Source organism: Robiginitalea sp., assembly GCF_982776155.1.
In genome coordinates, this window is record NZ_CEXZKX010000001.1 from 372,776 (window position 1) to 396,085 (window position 23,310).

21 protein-coding genes are annotated in these 23,310 nt (G+C 52.2%); 13 read left to right on the plus strand and 8 right to left on the minus strand.

Annotated elements, in window-relative coordinates:
• The first annotated feature begins 587 nt into the window (after positions 1-587).
• The 11 genes from AC3DKS_RS01475 to AC3DKS_RS01525 all read left to right on the plus strand — a co-directional run bounded on the left by AC3DKS_RS01475 (position 588) and on the right by AC3DKS_RS01525 (position 12,012).
• Complete coding sequence (locus tag AC3DKS_RS01475; RefSeq protein WP_272607206.1) at positions 588-2,030, plus strand: MBOAT family O-acyltransferase; 1,443 nt, start codon at positions 588-590, stop codon at positions 2,028-2,030.
• A 5-nt stretch (positions 2,031-2,035) separates the two neighbouring features.
• On the plus strand, positions 2,036-2,998 hold the full coding sequence (locus AC3DKS_RS01480; RefSeq protein WP_272607207.1) for a hypothetical protein: 963 nt from the start codon (positions 2,036-2,038) through the stop codon (positions 2,996-2,998).
• Entirely contained in the window at positions 2,995-4,029 is a 1,035-nt protein-coding gene (locus AC3DKS_RS01485; protein ID WP_474731476.1) for a GNAT family N-acetyltransferase, read from the plus strand. The genes AC3DKS_RS01480 and AC3DKS_RS01485 overlap by 4 nt, the downstream gene beginning before the upstream one ends.
• 10 nt (positions 4,030-4,039) lie before the next feature.
• Positions 4,040-4,999, plus strand: a complete 960-nt coding sequence (locus AC3DKS_RS01490) for a GNAT family N-acetyltransferase (RefSeq protein ID WP_272607209.1) — start codon at positions 4,040-4,042, stop codon at positions 4,997-4,999.
• Positions 4,992-6,191, plus strand: coding sequence for a GNAT family N-acetyltransferase (locus AC3DKS_RS01495; RefSeq protein ID WP_272607210.1), 1,200 nt, complete (start codon positions 4,992-4,994; stop codon positions 6,189-6,191). Before AC3DKS_RS01490 ends, AC3DKS_RS01495 begins: the two co-directional genes overlap by 8 nt.
• Before the next feature lie 12 nt (positions 6,192-6,203).
• On the plus strand, positions 6,204-7,364 hold the full coding sequence (locus AC3DKS_RS01500; RefSeq protein WP_272607211.1) for a GNAT family N-acetyltransferase: 1,161 nt from the start codon (positions 6,204-6,206) through the stop codon (positions 7,362-7,364).
• 15 nt (positions 7,365-7,379) lie between these two features.
• On the plus strand, positions 7,380-8,585 hold the full coding sequence (locus AC3DKS_RS01505) for a GNAT family N-acetyltransferase (protein WP_272607212.1): 1,206 nt from the start codon (positions 7,380-7,382) through the stop codon (positions 8,583-8,585).
• A 5-nt stretch (positions 8,586-8,590) separates the two neighbouring features.
• Entirely contained in the window at positions 8,591-9,751 is a 1,161-nt protein-coding gene (locus tag AC3DKS_RS01510) for a GNAT family N-acetyltransferase (RefSeq protein WP_272607213.1), read from the plus strand.
• A 109-nt stretch (positions 9,752-9,860) separates the two neighbouring features.
• Complete coding sequence (locus AC3DKS_RS01515; RefSeq protein WP_015754791.1) at positions 9,861-10,322, plus strand: CBS domain-containing protein; 462 nt, start codon at positions 9,861-9,863, stop codon at positions 10,320-10,322.
• Positions 10,323-10,660: 338 nt separating this feature from the next.
• Positions 10,661-10,852: a cold-shock protein gene (locus tag AC3DKS_RS01520; RefSeq protein ID WP_015754793.1), complete on the plus strand. Its 192-nt coding sequence runs from the start codon at positions 10,661-10,663 to the stop codon at positions 10,850-10,852.
• Positions 10,853-11,073: 221 nt separating this feature from the next.
• Positions 11,074-12,012: a DUF4382 domain-containing protein gene (locus AC3DKS_RS01525; RefSeq protein WP_015754794.1), complete on the plus strand. Its 939-nt coding sequence runs from the start codon at positions 11,074-11,076 to the stop codon at positions 12,010-12,012.
• 108 nt (positions 12,013-12,120) lie between these two features.
• Here AC3DKS_RS01525 and AC3DKS_RS01530 read toward each other — a convergent pair whose 3' ends face one another.
• From AC3DKS_RS01530 to AC3DKS_RS01545, 4 genes are all read right to left on the minus strand, one after another.
• Positions 12,121-12,561 carry a hypothetical protein gene (locus AC3DKS_RS01530; RefSeq protein ID WP_272607214.1) on the minus strand — a complete coding sequence of 147 codons (441 nt, stop codon included), beginning with the start codon at positions 12,559-12,561 and terminating at the stop codon, positions 12,121-12,123.
• 74 nt (positions 12,562-12,635) lie between these two features.
• Complete coding sequence (locus AC3DKS_RS01535; protein WP_272607215.1) at positions 12,636-13,058, minus strand: response regulator; 423 nt, start codon at positions 13,056-13,058, stop codon at positions 12,636-12,638.
• Complete coding sequence (locus AC3DKS_RS01540) at positions 13,048-13,476, minus strand: DUF7793 family protein (RefSeq protein ID WP_272607216.1); 429 nt, start codon at positions 13,474-13,476, stop codon at positions 13,048-13,050. Before AC3DKS_RS01540 ends, AC3DKS_RS01535 begins: the two co-directional genes overlap by 11 nt.
• 235 nt (positions 13,477-13,711) lie before the next feature.
• Complete coding sequence (locus AC3DKS_RS01545) at positions 13,712-16,120, minus strand: sigma 54-interacting transcriptional regulator (protein WP_272607217.1); 2,409 nt, start codon at positions 16,118-16,120, stop codon at positions 13,712-13,714.
• A gap of 334 nt (positions 16,121-16,454) precedes the next feature.
• On the opposite strand from AC3DKS_RS01545, the gene AC3DKS_RS01550 reads away from it, so the two are divergent.
• Positions 16,455-17,957, plus strand: coding sequence for an acyl-CoA dehydrogenase family protein (locus AC3DKS_RS01550; RefSeq protein WP_430930917.1), 1,503 nt, complete (start codon positions 16,455-16,457; stop codon positions 17,955-17,957).
• On the opposite strand, the gene AC3DKS_RS01555 is transcribed toward AC3DKS_RS01550, so the two are convergent.
• The gene (locus AC3DKS_RS01555; protein WP_272607219.1) at positions 17,947-18,894 is read right to left on the minus strand and encodes a helix-turn-helix transcriptional regulator; all 948 of its coding nucleotides are present in this window, start codon (positions 18,892-18,894) and stop codon (positions 17,947-17,949) included. The genes AC3DKS_RS01550 and AC3DKS_RS01555 overlap by 11 nt on opposite strands.
• 138 nt (positions 18,895-19,032) lie before the next feature.
• On the opposite strand from AC3DKS_RS01555, the gene AC3DKS_RS01560 reads away from it, so the two are divergent.
• Entirely contained in the window at positions 19,033-19,710 is a 678-nt protein-coding gene (locus AC3DKS_RS01560; protein ID WP_015754802.1) for a hypothetical protein, read from the plus strand.
• Between the two features lie 49 nt (positions 19,711-19,759).
• On the opposite strand, the gene AC3DKS_RS01565 is transcribed toward AC3DKS_RS01560, so the two are convergent.
• The 3 genes from AC3DKS_RS01565 to AC3DKS_RS01575 form a co-directional block, all read right to left on the minus strand.
• Positions 19,760-21,883 carry a M28 family peptidase gene (locus AC3DKS_RS01565; protein WP_474731467.1) on the minus strand — a complete coding sequence of 708 codons (2,124 nt, stop codon included), beginning with the start codon at positions 21,881-21,883 and terminating at the stop codon, positions 19,760-19,762.
• Positions 21,884-22,128: 245 nt separating this feature from the next.
• A complete protein-coding gene (locus tag AC3DKS_RS01570) occupies positions 22,129-22,650 on the minus strand; it encodes a hypothetical protein (protein ID WP_272607221.1) in 522 nt (173 codons plus the stop codon).
• A 12-nt stretch (positions 22,651-22,662) separates the two neighbouring features.
• On the minus strand, positions 22,663-23,229 hold the full coding sequence (locus tag AC3DKS_RS01575) for a porin family protein (protein ID WP_272607222.1): 567 nt from the start codon (positions 23,227-23,229) through the stop codon (positions 22,663-22,665).
• Between the last annotated feature and the right edge of the window lie 81 nt (positions 23,230-23,310).

Genomic DNA, 23,310 nt, shown 5'->3' on the forward strand with positions numbered 1-23,310 from the left:
TGCCGCCGCATCGCCTGGCCCCTCATTCCAAAGCCAAATCGTTGGCTTTGTCAATCGGTCCGGATCACGAGCGCAGCGAGTAATCCCTTCTCAGATGATTGAAACCCCACTTTTGTAAGGGGTTGGGAATGAAAAACCAGACTATGCGAACGCATAGTGGGTTTTTGGTATTGCAGGTCCTTTGCCGCCGCATCGCCTGGCCCCTCATTCCAAAGCCAAATCGTTGGCTTTGTCAATTGGTCCGGATCACGAGCGCAGCGAGTAATCCCGGCTAGGAAATCACCCATCCCGCCATTCCAACCGCATCGCCCGGCCCCGGTACACTCCGGTTTGTTTAAGCATTTCCAGCCGCTATTCCATCAAAACGATCCCTCAGCACCTCTTGGAGTTATTTGTATACAAGCGTCGACCAGCTGCATATATCATCGGCTATCAGGGCGCTGGAGGCCGAAACTTCAACAGCGTATTCCCGTTTCACGAGCCCGCTGACAGAAAATTCACCAATTATTTTGACCATTGAACAAAATAATAAGGCATTCCTGCGCGATACTAATATGTTTACCATTGATTTTTGACCAAAACGGGCCATGCTTTTCAACTCTTTTGAGTTTTTGCTTTTCCTGCCGGTAATGGTGGCCGGGTATTACCTGATCCCCTTTGCCTACCGCTGGCTTTGGCTTTTGCTGGGGAGTTATTTCTTCTACATGGCCCATGAGCCCTGGCTGGTCATCCTTTTGCTGATTTCCACGGTGGTGGACTATTTCTGCGCCCTGCAAATCGCCAGGACGGGCTCCTGGCGAAAGAAGATGTACCTGGTAATCAGTATACTGGTCAATGCGGGAATGCTGATCGCATTCAAATATTTGTCCTTTATCACGGAGAATATCCGGGAGATCCTGCATTTTTCCGGGGCGGGCTCCCCGGTTGAAGCCGAAACCGTCTCATATAGCATCGGGCAAATCCTCCTGCCTGTCGGGATCTCGTTCTACACGTTCCAGACCATGAGCTATACCATCGATGTGTATCGGGGCGCGACCAACCCCGAGAAGCACCTGGGTAAATTTGCCCTTTATGTGGCCTTCTTCCCGCAGTTGGTGGCCGGGCCAATCGAAAGAGCCTCCCGGCTGCTCCCGCAATTAAAAAAGCGCATCGGTCTGAATCTGGAGAACCTGAGGCAGGGCCTGGTGATGATGGCCTGGGGATTTTTCCTGAAAGTAGTGATCGCCGACCGGTTGGGAATCTATGTGGATGAAGCGTATTCGGATCCTGAAAACCACCACGGCCTTCCGCTTTTGGTGGCGGCATTTTTCTTTGGCTTCCAGATTTACTACGATTTTGCCGGTTACACCTCCATCGCCATCGGCGCGGCCAAAACCATGGGCATCGATCTGATGCAGAATTTCAACCGGCCATTCTTTTCCACGTCCTCCGCCCAATTCTGGAGGCGGTGGCATATTTCCTTTATGCGCTGGATGATGGATTACCTCTACCGGCCACTGGTCAAGAACCTGGGGTGGCCCCGTATTGCCGCCGTTCTCCTGGTCTTTTTCTTCAACGGCCTGTGGCACGGCGCCAGCTGGTCATTTGTGATGTGGAGTATGCTGAACGCGCTCTTCCTGGTGGTGGAATTAGGTACGGCCCGGTGGCGGACCCGGCTGTTCCGGTCCCTGGGATTGCCTCGCAAGGCCATCTCTGCTGCCGGCTACGTTGCCGTGATGGGCTATATGATGCTCACCCTGGTCTTTTTCCGGGCCCCTTCCCTGGAAGAAGCATTTATCTATTTCGGGCAAATGCTCCGGGTAACCAACTGGCATGTGAATATCCTGGGGAATTACTTTGAGTTCTTTTTGAGCTTTACGCTGATCCTCTTTGCGCAGACGGTGCATTTCTTTAAGGGAAACAGCCGGATCTACGAATTGATTGAGAACAAGCCGGTGTATCGGAGGTGGGGCATCTACCTGGGCTATATTCTGGTCATTACGCTCTTTGCGATTAACAGGCAGAATTCCTTTATCTATTTTCAATTCTAGGCAGCATGATCCGATTTCTTGGTAAGTTATTGCTATTCAGTTTTGTGTTGTCTGCAACATACCTGCTACTGGTCCATAAATTGTCGCAGGGTTATGTGGATATGTATTACCCCAAATTTACTCAACCGGGCGGAAGCCTGGTCCTCGGACTGTCCCGCGCAGACCAGGGCATCGACCCCTCCCTCCTCCGGGAGGAGCTCAGGCCGGCTGACTTTGCAGCCCCTTTTGTAAACTTCGCGTCCAACCAATCCTATTACGGGGAGGTCTACCTGAAGGCCATTCGGAAGAAGGTGCCCGCCAATGTGAAAAACGGGCTGTATATCCTGTCCGTGACGCCGGGATCATTTACCGCTCCCAAAAAGGCGGGAGATCGGGAGCTGGTCAAAATGGATGAGCACACCATCATGGGCAAGACCGGGAACTTCACAACCCAACCCAATTACGACTACATTATGAACTGCTACGGGCAGGCGCTCTACAACTCCCTGCACACGCTCACAGCCTGGGAAAACCTGACAACCCATGAAGACGGGTGGAATGAAGTCCGCATGCAAAGCGGGGAGCAGGAGATCACAAAAAAGGATATCGCTTTCTGGAAAGCCCAGAACCTCAGTTTTTACAACCGGAAAATCCGGACGGAAGCCGTCCGGGATCACAGAAAGGAATATCTGGAGAAAACCATCGAATACCTCAAAGGCCATGGGACTGTGCTCCTGGTGCGGCTACCGGCCGATCCGGATATCATCGAACTGGAAAACCAGACGTGGAACGGATTTGACGGGCACATGGATCGTATTGCCGGGCTGCATGGCATTCCCTATCTGAATTATTCGAAGGGTTTTGACGGGATGGAAACCTATGACGGCTCCCACCTGGCTTCTGAAAGCGCCAGGGAATTCACCCGGATGCTGGCCGCCGATATCCGGGAAATTGTGACAGATCAACAACTGGCAACAAAGACACCTTGAAATTTATTCCAAACATGTCGGTGAACACCAATCCGTTTTTGACGTCTACATACACCCATGTCTGGCTTTCCCATTTTCACAAGGGGGAGCAGGTATTTGATTTTGGGTTTATCAGGGGCCTGAAATTCGTCAAAAAGCCCGGGAAGCCCTTGTATGTCAATTGTTGCGGCCGGGATAGTAAAGCCATGGCATACCGGTTGGAAAACCACGGCGTGCAGCAACCCCGCCGGAAGGTGTTCCTGATTTACGATGTCCCTTCCAATTGGCCGTCACCAGAGGCCTCCGGCAAACTGCGTTTGAAAAAATCGAGGCAGTACCCGGGCTTCCTATGCAACCTGGAAAAATACGAAAGCCTGGACCAGTACATGGCCGCGCATCTGAGCGGGAAAACGCGGAATAAGTTCCGGAGATACCGCAGGAAACTCGAAGCGGATTTCGATATTTCCTACCAAACGCATACCGGGCCCATGGATCGGGCGGATTTTGATTTGCTTTTTGACCGCTTCCACGCGCTGCTCCGGAAGCGATTCGAGCAGAAACAAACGGTAAACAATAATCTTTTTGAACACGAATGGCGCTTTTACAAGGATGCCGCCTTTGCGATGCTGAACGACAACCATGCGGCCCTGTCGGTGGTTTATGACAAGGACCAACCCATTGCGTTTTCACTCTTGTTACTGAAGGGCCCCCACGCCTATGATACGCTTCGGACTTTTGACATTGCCTATGCCAGCTACCGGTTGGGGACGGTCAGCATAATGGCCCTACTGGAATGGTGTTTCAGGAACGGGATAGCTAAGCTGGATTTCGCCAAGGGATATTTTTCGTACAAAGCGCAATGGGCCAATGAGGCCTACCATTACGATTACCATATCCTGTACGATCCGCATTCGCTGTATTGCCGGTTGTGGGCGGGATATCTGAGTGCGTACTATTCCCTGAAGCAATGGCTCAGGGACCGGCGGGTGAATGAAAAGTTCCACCGGGTTGCGTTTGGAATGAAAAAAATAATTGCATTCGCATCTCCGTAATAATCCAAAAATGACCGGGACTGCAAGCACATATGGCGAATTAGGTAAGGCAAAGTTGGTTTTTGACCTCTATTTGCGCAGGTGTGTGGTTCCCCTATTCAACCCTTGCGTACGCAATACGCTGCTGGATGCGCAATGGCATTTCACCGCCAAACCGGATTCCGTGGCAGCAGACAGGGTAGTGGTAGTCAAAGACATTCCGGACTACCTGGCGTTGGAGGCAAATCCGGCCTGGGAGAAATTCAAACACCTCGAAGTTCGGCAATATGGCGGAATGCTCATTGCCCTAAACAGGTACAGGGACCTGGAAGATTACCTGAACAACCAACTCAGCAAACGGAACCGCAAGAATCTTCGGGCCAAGCTAAACAAGCTGAATCGGGATTACCCCATTTCCTTTGCCACGTATCACGGTGCCATCCCCCGGGAGGTACACAGACGGTTATTCAATGCATTCCGCCAGCTCCTGGCCCAGCGGTTTCAGCAGAAGGGAATGGCCAACCGGGATCTTGAACGATGGAGTTTTATCGAGGACACCAGCCTTCGGATGATCCGTTCCGGAGATGCTTCGCTCTTTGTGATTTTTTCAGCCAACCAGCCGATTGCCCTGACGCTTAACTTTCATGTCGGGTCGATGATCTATAGCCATATGCAGACCTACGACATTGCCTATTCCTCCTATAACCTGGGGGATATAGCCATGTTCAAGCAACTGGAGTGGTGTTATAACAACCAAATTGCAGCCTATGACTTCCTGATAGGGGAGTCTTATTATAAATCCAAATGGGCCGATTTCCCCTACCGATACGCCTATCGAATTTATTACCGGAAAGGAGATTGGTTCGGAATGGGAAAAGCGCGTCTGTTACAGCTCTTTTACCAGGTGAAACAGTTTCTGAGGGATCGCGGGATTGCCGGAAAAATAATTTCGAGAGACCGTTGGCGGTATAAAAGACAGCGCAATGATTAGAATTGATTTTATAGACGATTTCCTGGAGCATCGGGAGGCTTTGCCCTACATCGTGGGGTTGGAAAATGCGTTTACGGAATTGAAGGAGGAATTGCGGTGGGAGAAGAACCCGGGAAGCCGGGCAGGGGGCTATTTGCTTTCCGACCTGCCCGGATATTTCAGGCTTGAAACCCCTTCGGATATCCGGGTTGTGTCTATCGATTCCTATAAGGGGTCCTATATCCGGTTGTCCGATTATCGCGACTTTGACGAATATTACCGCCGCAAAGTCAGCAGCAAACGCCGCGCAACCCTCAAGAGCCACGAAAGGCGCCTGAGGCATTGTCTGCAGGTCCGGCATGAGATATTCTTCGGCTCCATTTCCAAGGCGGACTACGACGCGCTATTTGCCGCATTCCGGGAAATGCTGGAAAGGCGGTTCGACCAGAAGCAGGCGTACAATTCGGATCTCAGAAACTGGGAGCGGTACAGGGAATCCTTTTACCCGCTGATCCTGAAGAAGCAGGCGTGTATCTCGGTCCTATGGCACGAAGACCAGCCGATTAGCTTCAGTGTGAACCTGGTCCATTCCCAGGTGATTTACGGCTACCTGAAGTCCTTCGACACCGATTACTCCAGGTTTTCATTGGGATTCCTTGAGTTTAACCTGCTGCTGAAATGGGCATTTGATAACGGGATTAAGCTCTTCGATCTCCTCAAAGGGCAGTATGAATATAAAAACAAGCTCACCGACGGGGTATATTATTTCAAGCGAACCGTGATCTTTCCCAAAAAATCACTCCCCGGTGTATTGCGGGCCTGGTTTACCGCGATGCAGATTAAAACGGTTTATGCTGCTGTCCGGTTCCTCAAGCGTTTTGGCGTCCATGTTGTGGTCCATAAATTTATATCCTATAAGGAGAAAATCCTCAGCAGAAGCACCTCTAACCGGCACCGGGAGTCCTATGTCATCCGGCCTGTTGAACAGGATCGGAAACCCGCTGATCTCCTTCCGGCGGATCTCCTTCCGGCCGATCACCTTCCGGTGGAATCGTTGCATACAGACCACCGGTTCCTGCGCAAGCCTGTACTCGAATTCCTGTTCCGGAATAAGGAAAAATTTCGGGAGGTCACCATTAGCAGGATGAATGACGAGGGGCGTAACTTCCTGATAAAGGGAGAGAAAGCCTCCGCGATTATCACCTTTAATTAAATCCCAGGCCCGATGGAAAGAGAAATATTCCTGAAAGATTTCCTGGAACAAAAAGACCCCTGGTTTGCCACCCGGCCTGCCGACCGATCCCTCCTCAGGTTCGACGGGGCGCGTTTTAAAAGCAGGGGGGAAACCCTGCTCATCAGGGATATTCCCGGGTATTTCGAAATTGACCGGACAAGCCTTCCCGGGAAGGTCGCGCTTGCAACCGTCACCACCCACCAGGGGTTCTACGTAGATTTAGCCCGCTACGGCGATTCCGAAACGTATTTTCAGGAGGCGATCGGGTCCAGGAGCCGCTCCAACCTGAGAAGATACAGGAACCGGCTGGAAACCTGTTTTGACATTGCATACCGGGATTACTTCGGCGCTATTGAATTGGACGAGTACAACCGGCTTTTTGAGGTGTTGGAGGGGTTGCTGGTCCGGAGGTTCCGGGAGAAGGGGGAGGAGAACTATGAGTTGCAGCATCTGGGTCATTTCCAGGCCGTGCTGCGCGATATGATCCTCGATAAAAAGGCCCATCTGTTTGTGATCTATCACGGCCATAAGCCCATCAGTATCCGCATCAATATGTTCAGGGACAAGATGGCGTATTACATAATCAGCGGATACGACATCGACTATTCAAAATTTCACCTGGGTTTCATAGACATGGCCATGAGCATACAGTGGATGTTCGCGAATGGTTTTGACAGGTACGACCTGCTGAAAGGGTACGGATACTATAAGAAGAAATGGACCCGGGACAGCTATTTTTGCCGGGATTGCTATATCTATGATCGCTCCAGACCTGTCGCCTGGGGCGTAACCCGCATGTCCGTACTTAAGTCCCGCATCCGGTACGGGCTGTACCGCTGGCTGAAGAACCGCCCGGCCGGGAAGCTTGTGAAATCGCTTCGCAAGACAATTGCGGGGCCCCGAAATGCCGGAGGGGCCGCTTCCAGGGTAATCGAAGGGGGTCCGGCTGAAATCCAACCTGAGAAACTGGGCCGGGAAATCGATATTGAGAACCAGCCGGAATACCGGGTCTTGAGACAGCCGGTTTATCGCTTCTTGTTTTACTCCCGGGAAGCCTACAGAGATCTCCGGGTATACGCGCATAAAGAGCGGGACGATCTGTTTTTTATCCGGGGCAGAAATAAGAGCCAGACCCTAGTCGTTCAACACTAACCGACCCAGGCAACCATGGAAGTGTATAAATTCTTTTTGGATATCCTGTTCCGGGCCGATAGCCGGCAACGCTACTTTGACAGCGTGCTGAATACTTTTACCGGGGAAACCGTCTACGAGGAAGCCGCGAACCCGGAAGAGGCGCCGATGAGACAAGGCGCCACCTTTGTGGACGTGCCCGATTACCTTTCCCCTCGCTATACGGGGGGCGATAATTCCCTGCGAATCCTCAAAGTGCCCTTGTATGAAGGGTATCTGGTGGATCTCACCAGGTATGGGGATGTGGAGGACTACCTGAGGAACCACGTAGGGAAGGCGCGATACTCTCAACTCCGACGGTATAAAAAGCGACTGGATCTCTGTATTTCGCCCAGATACGTGGCCTATTACGGCGAAATGGACGAGCGGGAATACCGGTTTGTCTTTGAATGCCTCAGGGAGTTTACCGAAAAGCGGTTCCGGCAGAAGGAAGAGATCAACTACGAGCTTCCCTTCCTGGCGTATTACGAAGAAGTCATGTATCGGATGATCCTTGAAAAAAAGGCGCTGTTGTTTGTTATCTACGACGGCAAGAAACCGATCAATATCACCCTGAATTTTATTTTTGGCGACCTGATGCTGCACTGGAATAGCTGTTTTGACATCGACTACGGAGTATTCAACGTGGGCCATATCAATACCATGGAACATTTCCGCTGGTGTTTCAAAAACAATATTTGCGTATTCGATATGGGGCGCGGCAATTTCTGGCATAAGCAGCGGCTGATCAACCACACCTACCGCTACCAACAGCACATTGTCTGCAAGCGGACCTTCCTGTCGGTTTCCAGGGCTGTTCTTTATGCGGCCCGGCCCTATTTGAGGTATTACCTGATTCGCGGGCTGAAAAAGGTCAACGCTCAGAAACTGTACGGTTACTATGCAAAATACCGGTTCAGGAGCCGACAGCGGGACGGCCATTCCCCAGCAGTTTCCGAAAGTACAGAATATACATGGAGCGATGCAGCCGGGGCGGTGCCTCCGACGGAATGCCTTCGGGCCGTCTGCCCGGGGGAGGAGGGGTATGCCCGGCTCCGGGGTCCCTTCAACCAGTTCCTGCATCGGGAGAAAATTTCACAAACCGGGGTGCAGGTATTTGAGCAAGCAGGTTCCGAAGACAGTTTTATTATCCGTACCCCCGATAAAACCCTGCAATTATCCTTCAATCAAAAAATCGCTTAGGGATTATGGTCAGAACGCCAATCGGTTTGTTGCTAACGCTTTTCCGCGAATGCCGGATCCCGGATAAATTTTCCCATGTGGGGAAATTCGGGGAGGTGCCCATCGATGCCCAAAGCGAACTGGACCAACTCCCATGCCCGCCCGGGCAGGTGTGCTCCTTCAGGCTGGCGCCGGGCTACATGCAATTCCACCTGAAGGACCCCGGGGATACCCTGGTACGCATCCCGCAGCAAAACTGGGGCTATTCGATAGACCTGGAAGGCTGCGCCACGGCAGACGATTACCTGCAAAAACAATTCAAATCCAAATATCGAAGTATTATCCGGCGGTATGTAAAACGTTTGGATGCCTGTTTTAAGACGGAGTACGTAACCCATGGGGAAGACCTCGCCCCCGACCACTACGAGTCTCTTATGGAGGAGTTGAAAACCATGATAGACCGGAGGTTTGGCCAGCGGAAAGAATCGCACAAGGAAGAGAAAAACTGGAAGGACATCCTGGCGAATTCCCACGATTTAATCCGACGGAACAAGGCCTCCCTGTTTGTTATTTATGTGGACGGGGAACCGATTGAAATTTCGCTGAATTACCACTTCAACGGGATCCTGTTCAGTTGTATTTCCTCCTACGATATCGACTATTCCAAATTCGGCCTGGGCCATGTGGAAATCTACAAACAACTGGAATGGTGCCTCGCCAACGGGTTCCGCGTTTTTGAAATGGGTGTTGGCGGCATGGACTACAAAAGGCGGTGGAGCAATAACATCTACCAGTTTGAGCACCTGGTAATCTTCAAAAACGGCTGGCCCCAAAATGCAAAATCCCGTTTGGAGGTTGCGCGCATCCGGATCAGGGAATACCTGAAGTCGAAAAAGGTCAATGAAATCCCCCACCGACTGAAGAGCCGGTTTGCCACTTGGGGCCGGGGAGGGGATGCCGATAAAGGCCCCGACATCCGGGATGCAGACCCGGCCGGATGGGATGGGGATTGGCACCCGGTAGACTGGATTTCAGGCGAGCACGCGTACCTCCGGAGCCACGTCTTTGATTTCCTGTATTCCAGCGAGGAGCAGAAAAAGGATGTTGAGGTGTACGAATCGCGGGTGCATCCGGGACACTATGCAATCAGGGGGGCGAAAAAAGCCAGGGAACTCCGGTTTTCCTGATTCCGCTGAGTGAAATCTGTACGTGAAACACCGATCGCCCGAAAACACAATCGTGTTTAGTATCCTGAAATTCAGTATCTTTAATAGGGATTGGTAAAAAGCAGGAATTATGGGAATCAAGAGTTTTACAGGCCGGAGGGAAAAGCAACCCGAAGAAAAAGTGCCGCTGCGGGTGCGGGATTATATGACCCGCAACCTGATTACCTTCCACCCGGACCAGCACGTGGAAGAAGTCATCGATTTGTTGATCCGCCATAAAATATCCGGCGGCCCCGTGGTGAATGAAGACCGGGAACTCGTCGGGATCCTGTCGGAAGGCGACTGCATCAAGCACATCAGCGACAGTCGCTATTACAACATGCCCCCGGAACAGAACCGCGTTTCCAATTGCATGGTCCGGGATGTGGAGACTATTGACGGCAACCTGAATATTTTTGATGCCGCCAAAAAGTTTTTGGAGGCCAAAAGACGCCGTTTCCCGATTGTGGAAAATGGCAAGCTGGCGGGGCAGATATCCCAGAAGGACATCCTGAAGGCCACCGTGGCGCTGCGTTCGCAACGATGGAAGTAAGCCCGGGTGCCTTGCCCCGCACGGAAGAAGCAGGCCGGGAAAAATCAATTTTTCCACCCCGATGTTAAACCGACGATTATTCTTCGTACCTTCGCCCCATAATTATCAGGCATCTGCCTTAGCCTTTCTCTGACCCGGAATAGATTTTAATCCACTTCTCTCAGTTTACGTCTCTCAGCTGCCCCTTTTAATAATTATCGTGTAGTACGCGCCAAATGGAAACTCCATAGGAGTGCCTTCGGAAGCGGCCTGCACAACGAACATGAATACGATTACCGGGTATGCCATCAAAAACAACGGCCTGCCCATTACTTGAATAACAATTAACAATTACTACAATGCAAAAAGGAACAGTTAAGTTTTTTAACGAATCAAAAGGTTACGGCTTTATCACAGGAGTGGAAGGCAAAGATGTCTTTGTACACGCTTCAGGCCTCGAGGAGGAAATCCGCGAGAATGACGAAGTGTACTTCGAGGTTGAGCAGGGCCAGAAAGGCCCCAGCGCCGTTAACGTGCGCATCGCCGACTAACCGGAATATATTTACCGGACACCATACTACAGGGCCCCATCGGGGCCCTGTTTTTATTTCCGGCTTTTTGGAATACCCGTATGGCTGGATTTGGGCAGGAATGGTGCATTTCATCGAAAAAACGGTTATTCGGGTAGGGTATACCAGAGGTATCTTGTTATTTCAAGGCACAAATAGGTTCAGCAGGGGTCTCACCCGCTGACAACCAGAACCCTGAAATCATGAACATGCGATTTTTTACCCTGGCTGCGATCTTTCTGGCCGCCCTGACTTTTTCTTTTTGTACCGATAGCGACGACCCCGGTCTAAATGCCGATTCGGGTCGGCTCACCGTTCGCCTTACGGACGCCCCTTTTCCCTATGAACTGGTCGATGAAGCCAATGTGACCATTTTCAAAGTGGATGCGCGCCTGGCCGAAACGGATGAACCCGGTGATTCCCAAACCGGGGAGGCCGGTGAATCCCCGGCAGAGGAAATGGCAGGCCCCCCTTATATCACCCTTATGGAGGAAGAAGTCCAGGTCAATTTGCTGACCCTGGTCAACGGGGTTACCCGGGAACTCGCTGCTCTTGATGTTCCTGCGGGAACGTATGACCTGATTCGTGTTTACGTTAAGGGGGTCAATGTTGTCCTGACGGACGGGACGCAATACGACCTGAAAGTACCCAGCGGGGCTGAAACGGGAATCAAAGTATTTATCAGACCGGGCCTGGTGGTAACCGGCGGGCTGTCGTCCGACCTGTTGCTGGATTTTGACGTCAGCCGTTCTTTTATTGCCAAAGGAAATCCGGAAACACCAGCTGGGATCAATGGCTTTAATTTCAAGCCGGTTGTCAAAGCGAGCAATATGTCCGTTGCGGGGACCCTTACCGGGAAAGTCGGCACCCTGGAGGATGACGTTGTTGTGGGGTTGGAAGGGGCTCAATTGTCAATTTTTGCGGCGGATACGCTGAACACCACCGCTTTTTCCGACCCCGATGGACACTATGCGGTCATGGGCCTGGAAGCGGGTACCTATTCCGTGGTGGCCGAACTGGGGGGATATCTCGCCAGCGATACCGTGGAAGTACAAATAGACGCCGCAAATGTTAGCCGTCAGGATTTTGTGCTGGAACCTGAGACCGCCGAAGAGGAGACCACTACGGACGGGGGGAGTTGACTCCGCCGGCCACTCGAACTAAATTAAGGGGGCAGCGCACTGTTTTTATACCCGGACCGTAGGCGCCTTAACGCGCATGATGTTCCTGGTGAGAATGCCCGGCAGTGATTATTTGGCAGGGGTAGACGGCGTCGAAATCCGAGCTCCATCCACCCATTCCCCGTAAGTGACAGGCCTCAGGTATTCGATCAGCGCGACGATCATCTGATCTTCCCCGATATTTTGCAGGTCGTTGACCATTGCGGCACTCTCAATGGACCGGGTTACGGTTTCTCCCCGTTCAAAAATCAACAGGTCGATAGCCCCTTTGCAGGATCGCGTAATTGCCGTACCTCCTGTAAGGCAAACCAGCGTGAATTTATGCTGCAATACGCGGAAGGGGATCCGTTCATAGGGCTCCATGCCAAAGACCTTCAATCGCATGTGCGAGTCCTCGTGAAGGATGCAATCCTGACCTTCCACAAGTTGATTCAGCGAGTGGAGTTCATTCAGGTGGTCCGGGTTCCATCGGTCATAATATCCCTCCCGGTTTAATTCAATGCGCTTCATAAAAGTATTCTCAGTTTATTGTTAAGGTTCGGGGGAACAAGATCAACTATTTGTTTTTATATCGTTTGCTTTGGTCAATGGGGACCCGAGGATAAATCCTGCAGGATTTCCCTGATCCGCTCCACGGTGATCGGTTTTTGGATAAAACCCGCGCAATTCTCGGGGACATGATGACCCATCCGGTCGGAATACATGGCATGGGTCAAATAGGCTCTCTTTTTTTTATACAGCCCGCCTTTCAGACCATAGAGGGAGTTCAGGAATTCTGGTCCGCTCATTTGCGGCATGTTGATTTCCACCAATATCAGGTCCGGAACAAACCGGTATTCCGGGGAATCCGGTAGCACCTGTGTTTTTAAAAATTCGAAGGCCTTTTCCGTATCGAGGAATGTAAGGATCTCCGCCTGCCGGAACTCGCTATCCAGATTCCTCTGGGCGATATACAGGTCGATTTCGTTGTGGTCTACCAACAGGATTTGCATGGGGTCATCTTTCATTTGTACGGGATTTTTGGCTTGCGGCGGCTACCAGCGAATCGCAGAATCGTTTGGCGTCCGGCATGTTTGTACAGATGGCCGAGGGTGTTTTCCGGTGGATAAGACGCACGTATGACTGAACGAGCAGGCGGATGGACAGGGATTGCACCACATAGGCTTCCCCAAGTATCAGCGGAATGCGCTGGCACCTTGCAGAGAGTATCTTAGCCGTATCTGCCGACAACGTCCCCCGGGCTTGCCTGAGGTCAACGACCAACGGCATGGGTACCCCCCGGCATAGATCGTGGATGACCCGCAGGAATTGCTGATAGTTGCGGGCGGTGCATTGTGCGATCTTGCTAATGTCGTCAAACCGACAGTAAAGTACGCCTTCATGCGCCCAGAACGATACCTGGTTTGCGATAGTGGTTTTTTCCATTTAAAAGCTGCTGGCCCGGATTCGGGTTGCCGGCAATTGTTTGGGGGAAGCAGAATGCCGGTCCGTGCTGCCAAAGTCAGGACCAAGTAGTGTGCCAAAAAGAATTTGGAAACGTATAGTGAGTTTATAGACAAGGGGTTAGACCCTGGATAAAAACGGAAGGATCCGACAGGGAAGTGACGGTATTCCGTTACCGAAGAATCGTAAACAGGGAAAATCACGGCATACCGCGATACTACCCGGGTCTTTCTATACCCAGTTTTTGCATTCGGTCCCGCAGCGTACTCGGTCTCATGTCCAGGAGCTCTGCCGCCCCTCCCTGGCCGGTTATTTTCCAGTCGCACATATCGAGTACGTGCAGGATGTGGTTCCGCTGGACAGTTGTCAGGGACAGATTATTGTTGCGCAGGGGCATTTTTGATTTCTGGCTTTGCGATTCAAAGCCCGGGATAACCAACGTTTCTCCCTGGGATACAATGGTGGCCCGTTCCAGGAGGTTTTCGAGCTCCCGGATATTTCCCGGCCATTCGTATTGTTTGAGTTGAGACATCGCTTCCTCTGTAACAAAGGAAATATTCTTCCCGTACTTCCGGTTGAATTTATCCATAAAGTGCTCCACGAGTATCGGGATGTCTTCCTTGCGTTCCCGCAAGGGCGGCACCTCGATCGGGAAGACATTGATGCGGAAATACAGGTCCTCCCGGAAATCCCCCTTTTCCACTTCCTCCTTCAGGTACCGGTTGGTCGCAGCGATGATACGGACGTCCAGTTTCCGCACTTCCGTACCCCCGACCACCTCAATCTCTCCTTCCTGCAAAAACCGGAGGAGTTTTGGCTGCATCTCCAGGGGCAATTCACCGATTTCGTCTAAAAACAGGGTGCCTCCGTCTGCCAGCTCAAATTTCCCGACCTTATTGCTGACGGCCCCCGTAAAGGCCCCTTTTTTATGGCCGAATAATTCGCTTTCCAGCAATTCCCCGGGGATGGCTGCACAGTTTACCTTGATCATCGGTTTCCCGCTTCGCGGACTGATATTGTGGATGGCCCTGGCCAGCAATTCCTTGCCGGTGCCCGACTCCCCCTGGAGCAGGACTGTGGCATTAGTGGCGGCCACCTGTTCCACCTCTGTTAGCACCTGGCTGATGGCCTGGCTGCTATATACCATTTCCTGGTAGTTGAATGCCAGGTCCAGTTCATTCCGCAGGTACATATTTTCCTGTTCCAGCCTTTTCCTCAGCGCGTCCAGTTCCTTATTGGCTTTGGATAATTCCAGGTTGGCTTGCCTGATTTGTTCCTCGGCCTTTTTCCGTTCATTGCTTTCCACCATCAGCGACACAACATTGGCCATGGAGGAGGCAAATTCCAGATCCTCTGCTGTCCAGCTCCTGATCCCCGGCCCGACGTGCTCAAAACACAGGATGCCATAGGGCTGGTGCGCGCTGTAAACAAAAACGTCCATGAGGGATTTGATCCCGTTGGGCTTCAGGTAGCCCGGCCCGAAATCCGCAGTGGCCGGATCCTCCTGGGCATTGGGTACCAGGACGCTTTTCTGCTGCTCCAGCAGTTTGAAATAGTTTGGGCAATCCGCACGGGTAAGCCGGTCGCCCCGACGGTGTTGGCCCTCATTTTCGATATATAATGCCTCGCAGAGAATCTCGTTTCCGGAATTGGTGAACTTCCAGATACTGACGCGTTCCAGTTCCAGGGTCTGAGCCGCAAGCTTGGTTATCCGCCGGAAGGTTTCCTGCAGGTCATCCTGTGCCATCCCGGCCAATTTCAGGATGGCATCTTTTTTTATTTCCGACCTTCGGGCGCGATCTTCCAGGGCCTGTTCCGCCCGTTTGCGTTCTGTGATATCCCGGATAATGCCAATGAGGAAATGATTGCCGGCCTCATCGGTAAATCGCGATTTCTTGGTCGAGATAATCCGCGTATCCCCACCCCGGACCGTGAGTGTTTCCTCATTTACATTCTCAACCCCGGAATTCAGGACCTCCCTGTCTATTTTCAAAAAACTCTCGCGTTCCTCCGGACTGACGTCTTCGGCCAGTGTTTTTCCGATAATTTCCGATTTCTTGAGCCCGAAAGCTGCACAGAATGCATCATTGACAAGCAAAAGATGGCTTTCCTGGTCCTTCATAAAGATCGGGTCCCCGATATTGTCCAGAATTCGTTCCAGGTACTGCCTGCGGTAATGCAGGGTGGTAAAAAATCCAAAATGATTGTCTTTAAGGGGCGGCTCCGCACTCTTGAGTGTCAGGTCCTGCATAAGCCCGAGATGTGAAATCACTTTGCCTTCTGAATTTCGGATGGCAGAGGTGGAAATGGCCACCGAGAAGCGCTCCCCGTCCTTCCGGGTATGTATAGTGGCAAATTCCCCTTTGAAATCTTCGCCAAGGTTCTTTTTTAAGCCATCCCCGAATTCTTCATGGTATTCCGGGGGCCAGAACGGGTAGGGGATTCCAGATTCGAGCAGCTCCTTTTCTTCAAAACCCGTAATCCGGCAGAATGCTTTGTTGACCAGGACGATCCTCCCCGAGGTGTCCAGTACAATCAGGCCATCCACCAGGGATTCCAGAAAAGCCTCGGTGAACCCCAGGAGGTTTAACAATTCATTTCTCAGCGTGTCTTCGGGTATTTCCACAATCCAAAAAGTTGTCCGGGGACAACGTCTATTAAGAATTTATTTCAGTAATGCTTCCGGTCAATTACAATGATTGAAAACTCAATTTGATTACTGTTCTGGATATAGTGGATGTTTGGATACTGAAAATATACACAAATATTTAATATTCCTATGGGAGAAGTATTAAATAGCGGCCAGGATAACCCGATAGCGCATGAAAACCTCCGGGATAATTCTTCCGACAGCGGAAAAATGGAGATATTTGTAAAAACCCAGTCGGAAAACAGATATACCATAAACAACCGATCGTTATTCCTGGATTTTGTAAGTTAACCAGGGTCTTTTATGTATTATGATTATGCGAGAGAATTTCAATGACTTTATCACCCGGTTCAGTGAAGGCCTGAGCAATTTGTTCCACGACGACAACAATATCGACGCCCTCAGTCTGGAACGCGGATTGCCGGATGCCGTGTGGGATGACATTATGGGGATGCAGCCACTTTCGGTGGCCATACCGGAGGAATTCGGCGGGCGGGGACTGCACGTTTCCGAATGTCTGGGGGTATTGGCGGCTGCCTCCTATGAATCCCTGCCGCTGTCCCTCACATTCGGGATCAATATCGCCCTGTTCATGGAGCCCCTCGCCAAGTATGGCCACGAGGAGATCCAGAAAGGTATTTTTGATCGCTTCTTAAACGATAAAGCGATGGGCGGGTTGATGATCACGGAACCGGATTACGGCAGCGACGCCCTGAATATGCAAACGCAGTATACCGAGACCGAAAACGGCTATCGCATCAAGGGTAAGAAGCACTGGCAGGGCCTCACCGGGATGGCCGATTACTGGATCGTTGCTGCCCGGAAAGCAAACCCTTCCGGCGACTTAGCCCGGGACATCGATTTTTTTGTCACAGCGGAGAATATGCCCGGACAGCAGATCCAGGTGGAGAAGTACTTCAACAACCTGGGGTTGTACATGATTCCCTACGGCCTGAATACCCTGGACCTGGAAGTACCGGACAATCAAAGGCTCCAGGCGCCGCGCACCGGGATCAAGATGATGCTGGATATCCTGCACAGGAGCCGGCTGCAGTTCCCCGGAATGGCCATGGGCTTTATTCGGAGGATGCTGGACGAAGCATTGCAGCACACAGACCAGCGGATGGTTGCGGGTAAAAAACTCGCCGAGATGGACTCCGTGAGGTATCAGTTGTCTCGGATCCAGGCGGCTTACTCATTGTGTTCGGGCATGTGTGCCCGGAGTTCCGGGATGAGCGGTATCGATCAGGAACTCGCCACCCGGGGCATGGAGGCCAATGTGATGAAGGCCCTGGTGACCGACCTGATGCAGGAGTCCGCCCAGATTTGCGTACAGCTCAACGGGTCCGCCGGTTATAAACTCGACCATGTTGCCGGCCGGGGGATAGTCGACAGCCGGCCTTTCCAGATATTCGAAGGTTCCAATGAAATGCTTTACACCCAGATCGCCGAAGGGATGATCAAGGCCATGAAGAAGAGCAAGGACCTGCACCTGAAGCGGCACCTGGCCGGGGAGCCCCTCACCAGCCGCGTAGCCGACCAGTTTGGCGATTTATTCGATTTTCAAATAGGGGAGAACCTGCCGCAGCGCCAATTGGTGTCCCTGGGCCGGGTGATGGCCCGTGTAGCCTCCCTGCAATACGTGGAGGTGATGACGGAGGCTGGTTTCCGCTCCGACCTGTATGCGAATACCCGGAAGCACATGGAAGCGGACGTCCGCCAATTGCTCACGCGGCTGCGGACTTTGAACGACGCGGAACCGGTTGAAGGGTATCGGGAGTCTTCAGACTGGATGCAGTTTATTATCCATTGAGCAACTGTACGAGTTTTAACCGGCTGTTGATCCCTACTTTTGAGTAAATCCGGTGGGTGTGGTCCTTGACGGTTTGCAGGCTGATAAACAGCTCATCAGCAATCTGCCGGTTGGTCTTCCCTTCGCAAATCTTTTCAATAACATCCTGTTCCCTGGGGGTAATCCCATATGTTTCAATCAGGTGTTGCAGTTTCCCTTTGTGGGTGGTCTCCGGGAATACGGGCTGGAAAAGGCGGTCGGACACCCGGTAACTATACAAAAAGGGCAGGGCCGCTGAGAGGAAGTACACCAACAGGCCCGGGGCTGCCAGGAAGGATTCCCGGGTAATCAGTCCCAGCCCGACAATCCGCAGGATCAGGGCCAGGGCAACCCCCCAGGCAAAACGCATAGCATATCGGTTGGGTCGGCCGCCTGATTTTTTTCGCCTTAAAAGCAGGGCGCCAACCACAAAGGCCGTGCTAATAAAGTCCGGCCAAAGGGCAGCCCCTGCCAGAACGAGGGGCCACGCCGGGTCGGAGACATCTCCTGAAACTGCATTCAAATAGCCGAATATCCATACTACGGGCAGCATCAACCCGGCCATTGCGACCACCCCGATAGTGTGGCCGGGTACTTTTCGGGAACCGGCCAGGGCAAAACCCAGCGTACTGTACAGCAACCAGCCGACCCCGGCAAACGGCAGGGCCAGGAGCGGCAGCCAGCGGGCCGTATTGTTGACCGTTTCCGGCTGCATCCCGCCAAAAAGCATCAATTCCCTGAGGCCAAAAGGCCCCCAGAGCGCATAGAAGGCGTAGGCATAAAAGAAAACCAGGTAGTAGAAATACTTTTTGTGGAATTGTGAATCGTACGTTACGACGGTTTGACGGCCCATCCAGATGCAGCCCAGGGCAATGGCGGAGCAGAGGAGGAAAGCGAGGATGAACAGGATTCGGATCAAGGCTGGGCTTTATCGACCTAAAAGTATATAAAAAGCCCGGCGTACCAGGCCCTACTTCGGTAGTGTTTTAAGAATCACTACCAAAGTTGGATGTTTCAAACAGGCTGGTGGCCTATATTCGCTTCAAATCAGATATCCATGCAAACTTCCGGCTCCTTACCCCAACCCGGCCTCACCAGCAGTTATGCGTTTGGCTGGCAACAAATGCTTAAATCCTTTCTCTTTCTATTCCTCCTGGTCATATTCCTCATGTTTGCGGAATCCCCGGCTTCTGTGGCCAGGGATTCGGATTGGGATGAGTCTTTGCTTTCCCCCTTGTTGCATTTACTGGCCTTGATTTATACCCTGCTGGTCCTGCCAGTTTTCAGTTATGGGGGAGACCTGCTGTTTGTGCGGGCGGTCCGGGAAGAACCCCTGGAGATCCAGGCAGTGGTGCAGGGATTCCGGGAAAACTACCTGCATATTGTACTGGCCCATCTGCTTACCTCTGCACTGATCATCCTGGGGTTCCTGTTCCTGATCATCCCGGGCATCATTTTGGCCTGCCGGCTGGTCTTTGTTTCCTACCTGGTTATGGATAAGGGCCTGGAGCCCATCGCGGCGATTGAAAAAAGCTGGGAAATGACCCGCGGCCAGGGTTTCCGGATATTCGGCATGGGCCTGCTTGCCATTCCGATATTTATTTTAGGGCTGCTGTGCCTGGTGGTGGGGGCATTCGTTTCGGTGATGTGGATCAAGGCAGCCTTTGCCTCCCTGTACGTGGCCACAGACCGGCAACAACAAGCCGCCGAGGATCCCTATATTGTCCGGGAATGAGCGATTTCTCTTTTAGGGAGGAGCATTCTGCACCCCCATGGAATGGGTGTTACAGCCCCTGTGCCAGCGCCCGCATCTTATTCGCCAGCGAACGGATGGCATCGGCATACCGGGTGTCCCACTCTTCCAGGCGATTGGTAGATTTCTCGGTAATTTCATACTCGAGTCCCGGAAGGATCCAGGAAGCATACCCGCTGAACGGATCAGTGGAAGCATAAAGGGATTTATACCAGGAGCCAAAATACATCCCCTTGTCATCTATAAAGCTCTTTTCAAGGGCAATGAGTTCCCGGTTGATTCGCTGGGCCCGGGCTTTGGATAGCTCCTCTTTCATAAGTAATGCCTCTATTTCCCGGGAGAGTTCCAGGGCACTCTGCTCCAGTTCCGGAACGACCTGGTTGACCTGTTCAAACCCTTTGAAATCCCCGTCGTACGCCTTGATTTTTTCCACGGCACGGGCAAAATGGCCTTTCAGGTCCGTGGCATATTGCGTGAGTGCATAGGGGATCAAATCGGCATTTGCCATCCGGAGCGCCATCAGGCCGGCCCATTGTCCGATGGTCCCACCCATTTGAAACTCAGGGTCAACAAAGGTCTTGTAGTAGTGAAAATCATCGTAGTTTGTATGATACAATGTAGGGCCTCCAGCTCCGCCGCTCAGGGATGGTACGCCCACATGCATATAAAACCCAACATGATCCGAACCGCCTCCGAGATTGCCGATGGAGGGCGCGTCCTGTCCGTTCCTCCACTGGTCGTACAGGGAGTTCCCCGAGTAGGGGTAATCCACTTTTTTTGCGGTTTCCGTCAACAACTTTTTGAGGGTCGGGGAGGCAGAGGCGCCGATATTTTTGCCGGAAACACCCCCGTCAAAATTCATGTAGGCAACGGCTTTTGCATTGAGTTCCCCCTTCATTTGCTCCACCCATTCAGCAGATCCGATGATGCCGTGTTCCTCTGCATCCCAATGGCCGATCAGGATAGACCTCCGGGGTTTTACTCCGCGTTCTGCCAGGGCCCCGAGGGCTTCGCTCATCGTCAACAGCATGGCTGTGCCGCTATTCGGGTCTGTTGCCCCGAAAGCCCAGGCATCCAAATGGCACCCCAGGATAATCCATTCATCCGGGTAGACGGCTCCTTCAAACCTGCCCACTACATTCGCCACCCGGACCATATCCCGTTTCTGATCAACGTGCATCCTGAGGGTGAGCTCACCACCACCTGTGAGCCGGTAGGTAAATGGCAGCCCTCCCTGCCACGCCGCCGGGACCACATCGCCCTGCATCCTGCCCAGGATTTCCTTTGCAGAACCATAGGGGAGGGGCAATACGGGTATACCGGGCAGTGCCGTACTGGCCGGGTCCAGCCGATCTACCTTTTGTTTGCCGTCAAGCGGCAGGGCAGGTTCAAAAGGCGTCAGGGGGTCGCCGGTGTAATTCAAAGTCAGGACAGAGCCCCTCTGGATGCCACTTTCATTGTAATAAGCCCCTTCCGGGTAAACCAGCCCGCGGGTGTAACCGCTATCGGCCGGATCCGTGTAAATAATCAGGCCCACAGCCCCGTATTGTTCGGCAAACTTGGCCTTGTAGCCCCTGAAATTCCCGCCGTACCGCGCAATGACTATTTTCCCTTCCACCGTTATCCCTGAATTTTCCAGGTATTCGAAGTCTTGAAGTGTTCCGTAATTGGCATAGACAACTTCTGCCGTTACGTCCCCGCTGCCCGAATAGGCATTCCAACCTTTCCCCAATGTAGGGTCGGTAGAGAAGGGGTCTTCCGGAAGGATGTATTCCTGTTGGTTGAGCGGCAGGCGGATAGGCGTAACCAGTTCCACCCCGGAGCTGCCACCATCCCCGGACATATAGATATCATAGGGATACCGGTCTACTTCCATACCTGCCTCCTGCATGACGGAAGCGATGTAATCCGCTACCTCCCGGTTTGCCTGGGTACCCGCCACGTGGGGTTTCCGGGTCAATTGTTCGAGGTGCTTCCTGAACTTTTGAAAATCCACGGCCTCCAGATATTCCGATTCCACGGATTGCTGGTTGATTGCCGATTCCGGGGTATATCCGGTTTGGTACTGGGCTGTGGTTGCGGGATGGGTAAGGGTTGCAAGGAGGATGCAAATGGTTGTTTTAATCCAGGTCTGCGGATGGAAGGCGGGATGCATGAAGTGATATAAATTAATTATTAATGATTCGTACCGTAGCCGGGGCTCCGGGATTTTTCCCGGCTGAAGATAGGCCAATGCCGACAATGGAGAAAGCGGGGCGTCAAAAAAATACACACCCCGGCAGGATATACCCCAAGGGATAACGAATAGGAGCAGCCTCCCAATAACAGGCCCCGGCAGAACCGGGGCCTTCCATCCGATTTGCGAATTGCAGAACCGGAACACCTAACCGTTTGCCAGGTCTAAATCCCGGTTGCCACGAATTCCCCGGTTATCAGGAGATCCCCCGCGGAACCGGAAGCATCGATGTTGATGGACCCCCGGATTACGGATCCACTGATAGAGGATATCGTGAAGGTGCCGTCATCGGACTGGGAACCCAGTTGATCCTCCTGGATGTTCCGCGAATAATTGACGAACGCATGGAAAAATGAGAACAGGTCCGTCCCAACCTTGTAGGTTCCCGTGGTTACTTCTTCTTCCATGGTGATACCGAGCGTCAGGGTTTCTTTTCCTTCCGTATCCTGCGCCACCACTACAATGGTATTGAGGACGGTGTCTTCCCCTTCTCCGTTTTTGACATCCGTAAAATTGGAATTAAAGTGAATAGAGGAGCCGGTGAATGTGGCCTTTCCGGATTGATCCACAATGGTAAAATTAAAATAGGGATCGCTGGACTCTGGGGCTGTATCGCTGGAATCCGAGGAACAGCCCATCAGTACGAGCAGGCAGCAAAAAGCTGCGAATATCGAATATGTTTTCATGATTGCCGTTATTTAAAAAAAGTATCCAACAGATAACATGACCACGGAGTTGGTCACCTTGATGTCACCTTCCGTGCTGTTGATATCTCCACCGAAGTAGTAACGAGCCCCGAAATTCAAACCGCCGTCCAGTTTGTATCCCAACCCGAGGTTCAACCCGATATCCGTCGATTTCACAATATCTTTGAAATCCTCTGTCTCTCCGTTGTCTTCCACTTCGGCTTTGAGCAGAATGCCCAGTTGCGGCCCGGCTTCCAGGCTCAGGCCATCGGCCACAAAGTATTTCAGGATCACCGGGATCACCAGGTAATCCACGCGCCAGATCTCATCGGTGTCATCCTCGTCTATGGCCCCCTGGCCGGAATAGAGCAGTTCCGGTTGGATGGCGAGTTGGTCCGTCAGCGGGATTTCGGCCACGCCCCCCAGGTGAAAGGATGTGCGGCTTTTACCCCCGTTTTCAAAATCGCCCCCCAGACTTGCCAGGTTTAACCCGGCCTTTACCCCGAAGGCAATGTCCTGGGCCTGCAGAGCAGGCATTCCCAGGAATAGTACAATCAATACATACAGTGTTCGTTTCATAATGCTGATTTTTAAGTGTTCCGATAATAGTTTCCGGGGGATTTTGGGTCAGTTCCAAAACTAGCAGTCCGGGTGTGACCC

Coding starts and splice junctions, on each gene's coding strand:
- AC3DKS_RS01475 (WP_272607206.1), top strand. CDS start 588: ATGCTTTTCAACTCTTTTGAGTTTTTGCTTTTCCTGCCGGTAATGGTG.
- AC3DKS_RS01480 (WP_272607207.1), top strand. CDS start 2,036: ATGATCCGATTTCTTGGTAAGTTATTGCTATTCAGTTTTGTGTTGTCT.
- AC3DKS_RS01490 (WP_272607209.1), top strand. CDS start 4,040: ATGACCGGGACTGCAAGCACATATGGCGAATTAGGTAAGGCAAAGTTG.
- AC3DKS_RS01495 (WP_272607210.1), top strand. CDS start 4,992: ATGATTAGAATTGATTTTATAGACGATTTCCTGGAGCATCGGGAGGCT.
- AC3DKS_RS01500 (WP_272607211.1), top strand. CDS start 6,204: ATGGAAAGAGAAATATTCCTGAAAGATTTCCTGGAACAAAAAGACCCC.
- AC3DKS_RS01505 (WP_272607212.1), top strand. CDS start 7,380: ATGGAAGTGTATAAATTCTTTTTGGATATCCTGTTCCGGGCCGATAGC.
- AC3DKS_RS01510 (WP_272607213.1), top strand. CDS start 8,591: ATGGTCAGAACGCCAATCGGTTTGTTGCTAACGCTTTTCCGCGAATGC.
- AC3DKS_RS01515 (WP_015754791.1), top strand. CDS start 9,861: ATGGGAATCAAGAGTTTTACAGGCCGGAGGGAAAAGCAACCCGAAGAA.
- AC3DKS_RS01520 (WP_015754793.1), top strand. CDS start 10,661: ATGCAAAAAGGAACAGTTAAGTTTTTTAACGAATCAAAAGGTTACGGC.
- AC3DKS_RS01525 (WP_015754794.1), top strand. CDS start 11,074: ATGAACATGCGATTTTTTACCCTGGCTGCGATCTTTCTGGCCGCCCTG.
- AC3DKS_RS01530 (WP_272607214.1), bottom strand. CDS start 12,561: ATGAAGCGCATTGAATTAAACCGGGAGGGATATTATGACCGATGGAAC.
- AC3DKS_RS01535 (WP_272607215.1), bottom strand. CDS start 13,058: ATGAAAGATGACCCCATGCAAATCCTGTTGGTAGACCACAACGAAATC.
- AC3DKS_RS01540 (WP_272607216.1), bottom strand. CDS start 13,476: ATGGAAAAAACCACTATCGCAAACCAGGTATCGTTCTGGGCGCATGAA.
- AC3DKS_RS01550 (WP_430930917.1), top strand. CDS start 16,455: ATGATTATGCGAGAGAATTTCAATGACTTTATCACCCGGTTCAGTGAA.
- AC3DKS_RS01560 (WP_015754802.1), top strand. CDS start 19,033: ATGCAAACTTCCGGCTCCTTACCCCAACCCGGCCTCACCAGCAGTTAT.
- AC3DKS_RS01565 (WP_474731467.1), bottom strand. CDS start 21,883: ATGCATCCCGCCTTCCATCCGCAGACCTGGATTAAAACAACCATTTGC.
- AC3DKS_RS01570 (WP_272607221.1), bottom strand. CDS start 22,650: ATGAAAACATATTCGATATTCGCAGCTTTTTGCTGCCTGCTCGTACTG.
- AC3DKS_RS01575 (WP_272607222.1), bottom strand. CDS start 23,229: ATGAAACGAACACTGTATGTATTGATTGTACTATTCCTGGGAATGCCT.